A 13,297-nucleotide genomic window follows, 5' to 3' on the forward strand; every position below is an offset into this window, starting at 1 on the left:
TCACACAGCTCCTCCGGGAGCTGTTTTTATATGCTCGCTCAGAAAATCAATAAAGGCACGAATGCGCGTACTCACCGCTCTGTCGCTGTAATACACTGCGCTAAAAGGCATCTCTACCGGCAGACGTTTATCGGCCATCAGCTCTACCAGTTCACCCCGCGCTATCTCCTTATCAATCATATAGTCTGACAGGCAGGCGATCCCATTTCCTTCCAGGCAAAGCTGCTTCAGCGTTTCTCCGCTGTTAGACGATAATCCGCAGGTAATTTCATGAAGCTGACCATCGTGACAGGCAACAGGCCAGGTGTTCAGCGACACCGGCTCCGTAAAGCCCAGGCACAGGTGCTGCTTCAGTTCTTCAACCGTCTCCGGTTTACCATGTTCAGCAATATACTGTGGCGACGCGATAATTTTGCGGTAGCTGGCAAATAGCGGACGGGCCCGCAGGCTGGAATCCGTTAGCGTTCCTGCGCGAATAGCTACATCCACTTTTCGCTCGATGAGGTTAATAAACGTCTCGGACGAGACCAGAGAAAGCGTCATCTCCGGATAGCGTTCACGGAAAGGTTTGATTAGCGGCATCAGGAAATGAAGCACAACCGGCGTGGCCGCATCAATGCGCAGCAATCCACGCGGCGTGCTGCGGGTTTCCATAATCTCCGTCTCCGCTGCGGCCATCTCCTGCAGCACCGACTGCACGCGGCGGAAATAACGTTCTCCTTCTTCCGTCAGGCTCAGCTGCCGCGTCGTTCGGTTGAGCAGACTCACGCCAAGCTTCATCTCCAGCTTTTTCACTGAACGGCTAATGGCCGAGTTAGCCTGTCCCAGTTGCTCGGCTGCGCGGCTAAAGCTGCCGCTTTCGACGACGGCGACAAAGATTGTCAGCTCTTCCGACGTTGCTTTCATTGTTGCACCATCCGCAAAATTCTATTGATATTTTGACCATTTTTGTTATTTAAACACTGGCGCATACTGCCTGTCATCTTAATCCTGATGATACGGAGTATTTTATGCCACTGGCGCTACTTGCCCTGACGATCAGTGCCTTTGCAATTGGCACGACCGAATTTGTTATCGTGGGACTGGTTCCCACCATCGCTAACCAGCTTGCGATCTCGCTACCCTCAGCCGGGTTACTGGTGTCTATCTACGCCCTTGGTGTTGCCGTCGGCGCGCCGGTGCTGACGGCCCTGACCGGACGTTTTCCGCGTAAGCAGCTGTTAGTTGCGCTGATGGTGCTGTTTACCGCCGGCAACATTCTGGCCTGGCAGGCGCCGGACTACACTACGCTGGTGATTGCCCGTCTGCTGACCGGCCTGGCACACGGTGTGTTCTTCTCGATTGGCTCCACCATTGCAACCAGCCTGGTTCCCAAAGAGAAAGCGGCCTCGGCTATCGCAATCATGTTCGGTGGGTTGACCGTCGCACTGGTCACGGGCGTACCGTTGGGAACGTTTATCGGACAGCATTTCGGTTGGCGTGAAACGTTCCTGGCCGTCTCCTTACTGGGTGTTATTGCCCTCGTGGCTAGCCTGCTGCTGGTACCGTCGAATATCCCGGGCCGGGCAAGCGCAAGCCTGAGCGATCAGTTGAAGGTGCTTACCCATCCGCGTTTGCTGATCATCTACGCGGTCACGGCTCTGGGCTATGGTGGCGTATTCACCGCCTTCACCTTCCTGGCACCAATGATGCAGGACCTGGCGGGCTTCTCCCCCAATGCCGTGAGCTGGATTTTGCTGGGATACGGCATTTCTGTGGCCATTGGCAATATCTGGGGCGGCAAGCTTGCGGATAAGCATGGTGCGGTACCGGCGCTGAAGTTTATCTTCGCCGCCCTGGTCGTTCTGCTGATGATTTTCCAGTTCACGGCTTCAATGCAATACGCCGCGCTGATCACCGTACTGGTCATGGGGATCTTCGCCTTCGGTAATGTGCCCGGGCTTCAGGTTTACGTTGTCCAGAAAGCCGAACTCTATACGCCAAATGCGGTGGATGTTGCATCGGGTCTGAATATTGCCGCTTTCAATATCGGTATCGCGCTGGGCTCCATTATCGGCGGACAAACCGTCGAACACTTCGGATTAACCCAGACCCCATGGATTGGCGCGGTGATTGTCCTGGTGGCCTTCCTGCTGATTGGCCTGAGTGGACGCCTCGATAAGCCAGCCCGCGTCGCGCTGGGATAACATCAGTAAGTGCTTGCTTACAAAACTGGAAAGCGGTTTCTCAGAAATTGCGTTGAAAGTGTGACCTAAAGTCCCTATAACATTAGAACCAGTCCGTTTTCAGGGCTGGTTCATGTTACAGGGGCTGTTTCCAAAAGTGCGAAAAAATACCTATGCCATGCGTTATGTTGCCGGAATGCCCGCGGAGAGGATCTTGCCTCCGGGGTCGTTTGCGAGCATAAGCCAGGCATTACCCGCCGGCACACCGTTAAGCAGCGATGATAAAATCCGGGTGCTGGTCTGGAATATCTTCAAGCAGCAGCGTGCTGAATGGTTATCGGTACTCAAAAATTTTGGAAAAGATGCCCATCTGGTTTTGCTCCAGGAGGCGCAAACTACCCCTGAACTGGTACGGTTTGCCACCACTAACTACCTTGCCGCCGATCAGGTGCCGGCATTTGTCCTGCCGCAGCATCCCTCTGGCGTAATGACGCTTTCTGCTGCACATCCGGTCTACTGTTGCCCGCTCCGCGAGCGCGAACCTATCCTGCGTCTGGCAAAATCAGCCCTGGTGACGGTCTACCCGCTGCCGGATACCCGTATGCTGATGGTCGTGAATATCCACGCGGTAAACTTTAGCCTGGGCGTGGATGTCTACAGTAAGCAGTTACTTCCGATTGGCGATCAAATTGCCCATCACAGCGGCCCCATCATTATGGCAGGCGATTTTAACGCCTGGAGCCGTCCGCGCATGAATGCGCTGTATCGCTTTGCGCGCGAAATGTCGCTGCGTGAAGTTCGTTTTAGCGACGATCAGCGCAAAAAAGCGTTCGGTCGTCCTCTCGATTTTGTCTTCTATCGCGGTTTGAACGTGCACGATGCCTCTGTTCTGGTGACGCGCGCTTCGGATCACAACCCTCTACTAGTTGAATTCAGTCCCGGCAAACCTGATAAATAACGGTGTGTCAGGTCTGCCGTGGGGCAGGCCTGCGCGGGTGCTGCCCTTTTATTTTTAACCAACAAAGGACAGTACGATGACAACGACACACTCCCATCATGACAACGTAGAAAAACAGTTTGGTTCTCAGGCAAGTGCCTATCTGAGCAGCGCCGTGCATGCCTCAGGACGCGATCTGGTGCGTCTCGGTGAACGCCTGGCGGCGTTCCCTCAGGCCCACGTGCTGGATTTGGGCTGTGGGGCAGGGCACGCCAGCTTCACGGCTGCGCAGCAGGTGGCCCGCGTTACCGCGTATGATTTATCCAGCCAGATGCTGGACGTTGTTGCCGAGGCGGCGAAAGCGAAGGGGCTGGACAATATTGATACGCGCCAGGGCTACGCCGAATCCTTACCTTTTGATGATGCGTCGTTTGAGGTGGTTATCAGCCGTTACTCCGCGCACCACTGGCATGATGTCGGCCAGGCATTACGCGAAGTCAAACGTGTTCTTAAGCCGGGTGGCATCTTCATTATTATGGATGTGATGTCCCCTGGACATCCGGTGCGCAATATCTGGCTGCAGACGGTCGAAGCGCTGCGCGATACCTCCCACGTGCAAAACTACGCCAGCGGTGAGTGGTTATCGTTTATCACTGAAGCCGGGCTGATTGCGCGCTCGTTAATAACAGACCGTTTACCGCTGGAGTTCAGCTCGTGGATCGCGCGTATGCGTACCCCGGAAGCGTTAAGCCAGGCGATCAGGCTGTATCAGGAGAGTGCGTCCGCAGAGGTAAAGGCATACTTTGAACTGCAGGACGATGGCTCGTTTACCAGCGATACCATCATGGCTGAAGCGCAAAAAGCGGGATAAGCAAAAAGGCACCGAGGGGAATCGGTGCCTTTTTATCTTTCGAACGTGCTATCAGGAGTCTGGCGTGGCGCTGTTCTTCACAAACAGCGTCAGCTGGTCGCCCGGTTTCAGATTGTCAGTATCATTATTCCAGCGCATCACATCTTTGATGTTCACGCCGTGTCGTTTTGCGATACTGGACAGTGAATCACCTTTGCGCACGCGATAGGTAATGCTATCGCTGTTGCTGGCGAGACGCTGTGCGCTGCTACCTGCACCCACGGTCAAAGTCTGACCCACTTTCAGCCCTGAACTACGCAGATTATTCCACTGCTGCAGATCTTTCGCCGTCACGCCAAGACGTGAAGCAATGCCTGAAAGCGTATCACCTGAACGCACCTTATAGCTGCGGCTGCTAACGGATGAGGCATCGGCGATCAGCGTTGACTGAACGGCGGCAATCTCACCCGATGCTAAAGACTCACGTAACTGCGCAGCATGTTTCTGCGGAACCATTACATACTGCGGGCCGCTTGCCCCCAGCGTCGAGCCTTTAACGCCTGCATTAAAGGTTTTCAATTTACTTACCGACATACCCGTCATATCAGCAACCTGTTGGATATCAACCGGATTGCTGAGGCGAACGCGCGCCAGTGCACGACTTTCGTCTGGTGTTGGCAGTTGTACACCGTAACGCTTGCTGTTCTTGAGAATATCGCTCAAGGCCAGCATCTTCGGTACGTAAATCTTCGTTTCCTGTGGCAGTGAGAGCGACCAAAAATCGGTGGATTTACCCCGTGCTTTATTCGCTTTCATTGCCTTCAGTACACGACCTTCGCCACTGTTATACGCTGCGACCGTTAACAGCCAGTCGCCGTCAAACATCTTGTTCAGACGTTGCATCATGTCGAGAGCGGCTGTCGTTGAAGCGACAACATCGCGACGCGCATCATAGTTGCGGGTCTGTTTCAGACCATAGTTTCGCCCGGTGCTCGGAATGATCTGCCAAATACCTGCGGCATTGGCGCCAGACGTCGCGTGTGGGTCAAAAGCGCTCTCCACTATGGGTAGGAGTACCAGCTCCATAGGCATGTTACGTTTCTTAACTTGCCCGGCTATCCAGTACATATACGGCTCTGCCCGTAACGTTACATCGTGGAGATAGCTCTTATTTCTTAAATACTTCTGTTTCTGTTCGCGAATCCGGCTGTTTTCCGGAATTCCCATCTTTAGCTCGTCGCCAATAGAGGTCCACAAGTCTTGCTCCTGCGCGAAAGATGTCCCATCGTCCATCCAGCGCGCCGAACTTGTAAACTTCCCTGCTTCCCCTTGACCAGCTGCAGAAAGGCTCTGTGCGTGCTGTTGTACGTTGCTGCCGTTCTGCGACTGGCAACCTACAAGCAGGACAGAGGCGAGTAATATCGCTTTTGCCTTCATGTGTGTGTCAATAGTTGCTTAAAAGACGAGCGATGATAACGGCGAAATTTTGAAAAGGCAACCCGCATTTATCTGAAGTTATCTTTCTTTGACCTTAACCATGCAAATCGTTGTTCTGGTTGTTGCAAATTTGTTTCTTGGTTAATTTTATTAATTAAATCAATATCATCTGTTCGTAAAAATAAATTAATCTGGCGCTCATTTTTCAGAGTTACGGGCAGTGTATTTTGGTTTTTTGCACGTAACTCCTTCACTTTGTGATAATAATCCTGAATCGCTCGATCCTCGGGTAAGAGGCTCACAGCAAACTTCATATTCCCTAATGTATACTCATGGGCGCAACAAATAAGAGTATCGTCGGGTAATGCGCTAATTTTTTGTAAAGACTGGTACATTTGTTCTGGCGTGCCTTCAAACAGTCTTCCGCAGCCGCCAGAGAACAAGGTGTCGCCACAAAAAAGATAAGGTTTGCTGTAGAAACACAGATGTCCCAAAGTGTGACCCGGTGTAGCAAATACGGAAAACTCCCACTCGCGGATGAGGATATTTTCGCCCTCTTCGACTACTTGCGTCGTTCCTTTATTTTGTGTCTCAGCCGGTCCGTAAACCACAAGATGCGGGAAATGGGCGCAGAGTTCCTGCACGCCGCCGGTATGATCGTTATGGTGATGCGTCAACAGAATGGCTTCTGGCAGCCAGCCGTTCTCATTTATAGCGCGCAGTACAGGGGCGGATTCGCCGGGATCGACAATGACGCATCGGCGAGCGTCGTCGACTAAAACCCAGATGTAATTGTCCTCAAAAGCGGGAATACTGATAAGATTCATACATTACCTCTTATAGCGTGGCGGGTGTTTTGATGAAACCGGCAAGGATACCTCAGACTGTCGCAGCACCGGAACGTTGGGCCGAATTGCCCTGGGGTGAATACTATCGCGAGGCACTGGAGCAACAGCTGAAGCCCTGGCTCGCGAAAATGTATGGCTTTCACCTGCTTAAGATTGGCAATCTCAGCGCGGAAATCAATACCGAAAGCTGCGCTATCTCACATCAGGTTAATGTCTCGCTCGGCGGATCGCCGGTTCAGGTGAAGGCAGACCCGTTGCATCTGCCGTTTGCTGAGAAATCCGTGGATGCGTGCCTTCTTGCACACGCGTTACCCTGGTGCAGCGATCCTCACCGTATGCTGCGTGAAGCCGATCGCGTGCTGATTGACGACGGCTGGCTGATCCTCAGCGGATTCAATCCGCTGAGCCTGATGGGGCTGCGCAAGCTGGTGCCGGTGCTGCGCCGAACGCCACCCTATAACAGCCGGATGTTCACCATGATGCGCCAGCTCGACTGGCTTTCGCTGCTGAACTTTGAAGTGCTCTGCTACGGCGGTTTTCAGGTACTGCCGTGGGCGCGGCAGGGGGGAGTCTTGTTGAGCACGCATTTGCCCGCCTTAGGCTGCATGCAGTTTATCGTCGCGCGTAAGCGAACCATCCCCCTTACGCTTAACCCAATGAAGCAGAGCAAGTCGAAAACGCCTATCCGGCAGACCGTTGGCGCAACGCGACAGTACAGAAAACCCTGATCAGGATTCAGGCTGGTAGCCTGCATCCTCATGGGCCGGGTTCAAAGCCGCCGCGCGCGCCAGCTCGTCGCAGCGTTCGTTTTCCGGGTGGCCTGCATGTCCTTTTACCCATTCCCATTTGATTTGGTGCTGACCTAATGCCGCATCCAGACGCTTCCAGAGGTCGACATTTTTAACCGGTTTTTTATCTGCTGTTTTCCAGCCGCGTTTTTTCCAGTTATGGATCCACTGGGTAATGCCCTGGCGAACGTACTGGCTGTCGGTACTGAGCACCACGTCGCAGTGTTCTTTCAGGGCTTCCAGCGCCACAATGGCTGCCATCAACTCCATACGGTTGTTGGTGGTCAGGAAATAGCCTTCGCTAAAAGTTTTTTCATGCTGGCGATAGCGCATAATCGCGCCGTAGCCGCCGGGCCCTGGGTTGCCGAGACAAGATCCATCGGTGAAAATTTCTACCTGTTTACGCATCTCTGGTAGACTTCCTGTATTTGAAACGTTCAGTTAAACGATAAGTCTGACATAAATGACCGCTATGAGCACTGCAATTACTCGCCAGATTGTCCTCGATACCGAAACCACCGGTATGAACCAGATCGGCGCGCACTACGAAGGGCACAAGATCATTGAGATCGGCGCCGTTGAAGTGGTGAACCGTCGTCTCACGGGGAACAACTTCCACGTGTACCTCAAACCCGATCGATTGGTGGATCCAGAAGCGTTCGGCGTTCACGGTATTGCCGATGAGTTCTTGCTGGATAAACCGACCTTTGGTGAGGTGGCAGACGAGTTTCTGGAATACATCAGAGGCGCCGAGCTCATCATCCATAACGCCTCGTTCGATATCGGCTTTATGGACTATGAGTTTAGTAAGCTCCATCGCGATATTCCGAAAACAAACACCTTTTGCAAAGTAACCGATAGCCTGGCGCTGGCGAGGAAGATGTTTCCCGGCAAGCGTAACAGTCTCGATGCACTCTGTTCACGTTACGAAATAGATAACACCAAGCGAACGCTGCACGGGGCATTGCTCGATGCCCAGATCCTGGCCGATGTCTATCTGGCAATGACCGGCGGTCAAACGTCGATGAAGTTCAGCATGGAAAATGAGTCACAGCAGACGCAGGGTGAAGCGGGCATTCAGCGCGTTGTCCGCCAGGCAAGCCGCTTGCGGGTGGTTTTAGCCAGTGATGAAGAACTGCTTAATCATGAATCTCGTCTCGACCTGGTGCAAAAGAAGGGCGGAAGCTGCATGTGGCGCGCCTGAAAAAACGCCACAATGCCTGTAAAATCATCGGTTGGGTGAATTTTGCAGCAAACGATTCAAAACGTGAGAAAAAGCGTTGACGAGATCGGAGGCACACCGTAATATGCGCCTCGTTCCCCAAGCGGGAACAGTGGAGCGGTAGTTCAGTCGGTTAGAATACCTGCCTGTCACGCAGGGGGTCGCGGGTTCGAGTCCCGTCCGTTCCGCCACTATTCAGGCCCACGTTATTTATAACGTGGGCCTTTTTCATATCTGTACGTTTTCGTCTACGCGTTCAATCTTCACGACTTTCCTTTGCGAGGCGCGAGAGCAGAGTGCTATACCACACAGAATCAGTACCGTGCTGACCAGATGATACGAATGCAACGTAACGTGCAGGAACATCACGCTGAACAGACCGCCGCTCAGTGGAATGAGGTGTGAATAAATTTCCCCGCGGGTTGCACCGATAGCCGCAATGCCTTTATTCCACAGCAGGTAAGAGAGCCAGGAAGGAAAGACCACCAGGTACAGCAGTCCGCTTAAAAAGCCCGGCGCGGTATAGGCCGTCCAGTCTGGTAATCCTGTCTTTATCAACGATATCGCCAGTACCGGTAACAACACCAATGCACCGAAGATCGCGCTCACGGCCACAAAGGCATTCCCACCGACGTTATGCGGCTTCATCCGCAAGAAGGCACAATAAACGGCCCAGCTGGCGGCAGAACCCATGGTCCAGATATCGCCGCGATTAAGATTTTTAAGCGTATCCAGATGCAGCAGATCGCCCTGCATGACCAGCCAGACGACGCCCAATGAACTGAGAACAACGCCTGCAATATTCTGCACTGATATTTTCTCTTTAAATACCAGCTTATTTATCAATAAAACCAGGGCTGGCGTTGTAGATAAATAAATAGCTGCATTAAGAGATGAAGTATATTGCAGGCCGATATACAGCGTGAGTGGGAACATAACCTGTCCGCACAGCGCAAGAAATATAATCGTACCTCTCGCCTTTTTCATCATTGGCCACTGGGCGCGAATCTGTCTGATATAAAGCATAGATAAGAGAAGAGCCGTCAGTATCCAGCGTGCGGCGGATAATATAATCGGGTCTGCATGCGCCACCAGTAAATGACCGACGACATAATTTCCGCCCCAAAAACAGGCCGCGAGACTGAGTAAAAAATAGGGCATAGAGGCTCCTGAAAATAAACATTTTGTCTGCCTTAAGAGTACTGCCGGTGCAGAATTAAATGCTAATATAATATTTTCATCTTCCGGTATTGGCTGAAACTATGAAGTTTACTCTCAGGCAACTTGAGTTCTACATTGCGTTAGCGGAAACACTACAAATTTCCAAAGCGGCCAGCCGTTGTCATATATCGCAATCTTCCATGACGGTCTCCATGCGTAACCTGGAGGAGGCGGTAAATGCCCCCCTTTTTATCCGCCATGCAAAAGGGATCCAGTTGACGCCCGTGGGCGAGCGATTTCTTAACCATGCCCGCAAGATCCTCCACGATAGCCGCGCGGCGGTGGAGGATCTCCATCAGCAGCCAGAGGCGATCAACGGCGTCGTGCGCATTGGTATTGCCGAAACCCTTTCCGCTTATCTGCTGCCCAATCTCTGGGGCGATATCGCGCAGCGTTTTCCGCTGCTGGAGACGGCGTTCCATGAGGCGCCCGCATCACAGCTGCTTCAGGGTTTGCGTCAGGGAGAGCTCGATTTTTGTCTTTTGCTGACCTCTAATATTAGCCACGATAGTACGCTTGAGGTAGAAACGTGGATCCGTTCGCCGCGCCGGTTATGGACCGCCATCGGTCATCCTCTCCTCAGCGTGCCGGAGCTTCGGTTAAAAGAGGTGGAAAAGGTGCCATTCTTGTTGCTGGTGACGGACGACTATCCCGATGTAATATCCGACTACTGGCAAAGCCGGGGCTGCCATCCTGATATTCATTTTCGCACCAACTCCTTTGAGGCGATTCGAAGCCTGGTTGCACAGGGTAAGGGCGTTACGATTTTATCCGATCTGGTCTATCGCCCATGGGCGCTCAGTGGCCAGCGCGTGATCCGGCGAACCATTGATGACTGTATTACCTATATGGATGTGGGGATCGTCAAAAACGCCGGGCAGCCGCTCTCTCCGGCCTGCTTGCGGTTAATGGATTTTTTACGACAGCAAACGGCCCGCCTGGGCGAAGAGCTCTGAACAGCGCCCCTGAGATTTCCGTTAGACGCCAGATATTTCCTGATTTCCCTGAGGGCCTTCTTGCCCACAGGTCGTGTATTCCGTTACAGGGGATGAAGACAATAAGCGCCTTGCTTATTTTCTTTACCGAAACGGAATTGTGTTATGTCTGGTATCACCGCGAGCGGTATTCGCTCCCTGATCGCCTCCCGTCCACTATTATTGGCCCTCAGCTGTGCGGCCGCTTTGCCGGTATATGCTGAAGAGTCGATGACCGTTGAGGGGCACTATCGCGATCCCGCGTCATTTATCGCTCCGGCTCATACTCCAGCACAACAATTGCCAGCCAGCGACGGTGCGGGCGCGCTAAAAAACATACCAGGTTTTTCCGTGCTGCGCAGCGGCGGCAGTAACGGCGATCCGGTGCTGCGCGGGATGTTCGGCTCCCGTCTGACGTTGCTTGCGGATGGCGTCAGCACTCAGGGGGGCTGCGGTTCGCGCATGGATACCCCAACCGCCTATATCACCCCGCAAAGCTACGACACGATAACCGTCATTAAAGGCCCCCAGAGCGTACTGTGGGGGCCAATGGGCTCCGCCGGAACGCTGCTCTTTGAGCGTCAGCCGGACTATTTCAGCGCACCAGAGCTGGAAGGCAGCGCTGAGCTGCTGCAGGGCGCTAACGGACGCGCGGATCAAAACCTTAATCTTGCGTTTGGCGACCCGCGCGGCTATGTCCGCCTTGACGGTAATCATTCGGTGGCGGATGACTACCGGGATGGTCACGGCAACCGCGTGCCGGGCCTGTGGCGCAGATGGAACAGCGGCGTCACAGTAGGGCTCACGCCTGATGAGGACACGCTGGCGGAACTAAGCGTGGGGGCCAGCGACGGTAAAGCCCGCTATGCTGGTCGGATGATGGATGGTAGCCGCTTTACCCGCAAAAGCGCAGCGCTAAAACTGGAGAAGTATCACCTGAGCGAGCACGTCAGCAAACTTAGCTGGCAGCTCTATGCCAATGATACCGATCACATCATGGATAACTACAGCCTGCGTCAGCCCGTTGGACCGAAGCGTAAGTCTGAAGTGGGCGGCGTGGTAATGGGCAGTCGCCTTACCGGCGTGTGGGAAGATGAAGCCACCACGCTTACCGCTGGCGCAGACGTAATGCGCAAAAGCCACCGTAAAAAAAGCGCCGGAACGTGGCGTGACGATGCCCGTTTTACCCAGATGGGTTTGTTTAGCGAATGGCGCCAGTCCGTCACGGCGGATGATACGGTCATCGTGGGCGCGAGGCTGGACAGCCTCCGCGCGGACGATCGGCGCAGCGCGCAAAATACCTCCCGGCGCGATCTTCTGCCTGGGGTGTTCACCCGCTATGAGTATCGCGTGCCGGACGCACCCGTCATGCTTTATAGCGGTATCGGTTACACCGAACGTTTTCCTGATTACTGGGAGCTTTTTTCCGGTAAGGCCGGAGAACAAAGCTTTCGTCAGCTGAAAACAGAAAAGACCCTGCAATGGGATAGCGGCGTACAGTTTCACGGCGACAAGGTCAGCGCCTGGGCATCGGCCTATGTCGGGCGGACTGCCGATTACATTTTGTTTGATTATAGCCGCACGCCGTCGCAGGCCAGCAATATCAATGCCGCCGTAATGGGCGCGGAGACGGGCGCAAGCTGGAGCCTGACGCCCAACTGGGCAATGACGGGAAGCCTGAGCTACGCCTGGGGCGAGAATCGTAGCGATAAACAGCCGCTGCCGCAGATGCCCCCGCTCGAAGGGCGGCTGGCGCTGGACTATACCGGGCAAAAATGGCGTACCGGATTACAGTGGCGTGTGGTGGCGCCGCAGCATCGCGTGGCGCAGAACAAAGGTAACGTCACCGGCCAGGATCTTGGCCCGAGTGCGGGGTTTGGCGTGCTTTCGTGGAGCGCGGGCTACACATTTAACGACCATTTCGAGTCCCGCGTGGGTATTGAGAATCTGTTCAATAAATACTACAGCGAGCACCTCAATCTGGCGGGGGCCAGCCAGTTTGGATACGCCTCAGATCAGCAAATCCCTGAGCCGGGGCGCGTCTGGTGGCTGGCTGCGACATACCATTTCTGACCCTGAGTGTCATTGCTGAGAGCGACCGTTGAGGCGTTTGTTTGCCTCTACCGCCTGTTTACAGGCGGTTTTTTTATTTCAGATAGCAATATCGAACATCTGCGTTTTGGCAAGCAGGCAATAGAGCTGACAGTCGCTGTTTACCCCCAGTTTTTCCATCGCGCGCAGCTTATGGGCGCTGACGGTTTTATTACTCAAATGCAGCTGTCTGGCGATCTCTGTCAGACTCATCCCTTTGCAGAGCATCCGCAACACATCAATTTCACGGGGCGAGAGCTCCTGCTCCGTTTGCGCGCCGGTCTGGAACAGGGAATGCATCAGCTCGCGCTCAATATAGACTTCTCCATTGATCACTGACGTCAGCGTTCTGCTCAGGGTTTTCTCACAGGTATCCCGGCTAATATAGGCTTTGGCGCCTGCCTCCAGCGACATGCGGATAAGCTGCGTGTTTTTGTAGGGCGAAAGCACAATGATCTTAAGCTGCGGATATTTACGGCTGAGCCATTTAATCAGTAATACGCCGTCCATTCCGTTGAGCGGGTTAACGGTTTGGCTGGTGGCCAGAGAAAAGCCAAGAAACAGAATGTCGACAGGATGTTGGGACAGCAGTGAAAGCAGCTCAGATGGCGACGCCGTATCGCCCTGAATGCAAAACTCCGGGCGGGGGGAACCGTCGCTGAAAAGAGACGGCATATTGGTAATCATGGATAAGACGCCACGACGAATAATGGTGTGCTCATCGGCAATAGCGATACGAACTTTCATGGTTTCTCCTTCGAAAA

Annotated in this window: 13 protein-coding genes and 1 tRNA gene; 8 read left to right on the plus strand and 6 right to left on the minus strand. The window is 53.7% G+C overall.

Annotated elements, in window-relative coordinates; all coding sequences use genetic code 11:
- Window positions 1-906: a DNA-binding transcriptional regulator YafC gene (yafC, locus tag ACR42C_RS04280; protein ID WP_028015603.1), complete on the minus strand. Its 906-nt coding sequence runs from the start codon at window positions 904-906 to the stop codon at window positions 1-3.
- A 104-nt stretch (window positions 907-1,010) separates the two neighbouring features.
- Between yafC and ACR42C_RS04285 the strand changes: the two genes are divergently transcribed.
- The 3 genes from ACR42C_RS04285 to ACR42C_RS04295 all read left to right on the plus strand — a co-directional run bounded on the left by ACR42C_RS04285 (window position 1,011) and on the right by ACR42C_RS04295 (window position 3,973).
- Window positions 1,011-2,186, plus strand: coding sequence for an MFS transporter (locus ACR42C_RS04285; RefSeq protein WP_116344030.1), 1,176 nt, complete (start codon window positions 1,011-1,013; stop codon window positions 2,184-2,186).
- A 136-nt stretch (window positions 2,187-2,322) separates the two neighbouring features.
- Window positions 2,323-3,123: an endonuclease/exonuclease/phosphatase family protein gene (locus ACR42C_RS04290; protein WP_061099701.1), complete on the plus strand. Its 801-nt coding sequence runs from the start codon at window positions 2,323-2,325 to the stop codon at window positions 3,121-3,123.
- A 76-nt stretch (window positions 3,124-3,199) separates the two neighbouring features.
- Complete coding sequence (locus ACR42C_RS04295) at window positions 3,200-3,973, plus strand: class I SAM-dependent methyltransferase (protein ID WP_116344031.1); 774 nt, start codon at window positions 3,200-3,202, stop codon at window positions 3,971-3,973.
- A 51-nt stretch (window positions 3,974-4,024) separates the two neighbouring features.
- Here ACR42C_RS04295 and mltD read toward each other — a convergent pair whose 3' ends face one another.
- Both mltD and gloB read right to left on the minus strand, forming a co-directional pair.
- Window positions 4,025-5,389 carry a murein transglycosylase D gene (gene mltD, locus ACR42C_RS04300; protein WP_028015607.1) on the minus strand — a complete coding sequence of 455 codons (1,365 nt, stop codon included), beginning with the start codon at window positions 5,387-5,389 and terminating at the stop codon, window positions 4,025-4,027.
- Between the two features lie 68 nt (window positions 5,390-5,457).
- Complete coding sequence (gloB, locus tag ACR42C_RS04305; RefSeq protein ID WP_316380288.1) at window positions 5,458-6,216, minus strand: hydroxyacylglutathione hydrolase; 759 nt, start codon at window positions 6,214-6,216, stop codon at window positions 5,458-5,460.
- Between the two features lie 32 nt (window positions 6,217-6,248).
- Between gloB and ACR42C_RS04310 the strand changes: the two genes are divergently transcribed.
- Entirely contained in the window at window positions 6,249-6,965 is a 717-nt protein-coding gene (locus ACR42C_RS04310; protein ID WP_050863228.1) for a class I SAM-dependent methyltransferase, read from the plus strand.
- On the opposite strand, the gene rnhA is transcribed toward ACR42C_RS04310, so the two are convergent.
- Window positions 6,966-7,433 carry a ribonuclease HI gene (gene rnhA, locus ACR42C_RS04315; RefSeq protein WP_028015610.1) on the minus strand — a complete coding sequence of 156 codons (468 nt, stop codon included), beginning with the start codon at window positions 7,431-7,433 and terminating at the stop codon, window positions 6,966-6,968.
- Window positions 7,434-7,497: 64 nt separating this feature from the next.
- On the opposite strand from rnhA, the gene dnaQ reads away from it, so the two are divergent.
- Together dnaQ and ACR42C_RS04325 are read left to right on the plus strand one after the other, a co-directional pair.
- A complete protein-coding gene (gene dnaQ, locus ACR42C_RS04320) occupies window positions 7,498-8,229 on the plus strand; it encodes a DNA polymerase III subunit epsilon (RefSeq protein ID WP_204320751.1) in 732 nt (243 codons plus the stop codon).
- 132 nt (window positions 8,230-8,361) lie between these two features.
- Window positions 8,362-8,438: transfer RNA gene (locus ACR42C_RS04325), tRNA-Asp, on the plus strand.
- A 37-nt stretch (window positions 8,439-8,475) separates the two neighbouring features.
- Here the strand turns inward: ACR42C_RS04325 and ACR42C_RS04330 are convergent.
- On the minus strand, window positions 8,476-9,408 hold the full coding sequence (locus ACR42C_RS04330) for a DMT family transporter (RefSeq protein ID WP_316380289.1): 933 nt from the start codon (window positions 9,406-9,408) through the stop codon (window positions 8,476-8,478).
- 101 nt (window positions 9,409-9,509) lie between these two features.
- Between ACR42C_RS04330 and ACR42C_RS04335 the strand changes: the two genes are divergently transcribed.
- Window positions 9,510-10,424 carry a LysR family transcriptional regulator gene (locus ACR42C_RS04335; protein WP_116344035.1) on the plus strand — a complete coding sequence of 305 codons (915 nt, stop codon included), beginning with the start codon at window positions 9,510-9,512 and terminating at the stop codon, window positions 10,422-10,424.
- 144 nt (window positions 10,425-10,568) lie between these two features.
- On the plus strand, window positions 10,569-12,515 hold the full coding sequence (locus ACR42C_RS04340) for a TonB-dependent copper receptor (RefSeq protein ID WP_479984803.1): 1,947 nt from the start codon (window positions 10,569-10,571) through the stop codon (window positions 12,513-12,515).
- Between the two features lie 78 nt (window positions 12,516-12,593).
- Here ACR42C_RS04340 and ACR42C_RS04345 read toward each other — a convergent pair whose 3' ends face one another.
- Window positions 12,594-13,280, minus strand: a complete 687-nt coding sequence (locus tag ACR42C_RS04345; RefSeq protein ID WP_163331089.1) for a LuxR C-terminal-related transcriptional regulator — start codon at window positions 13,278-13,280, stop codon at window positions 12,594-12,596.
- Window positions 13,281-13,297: the final 17 nt, after the last annotated feature.

It is taken from the genome of Enterobacter sp. MG-EB028, assembly GCF_056673305.1.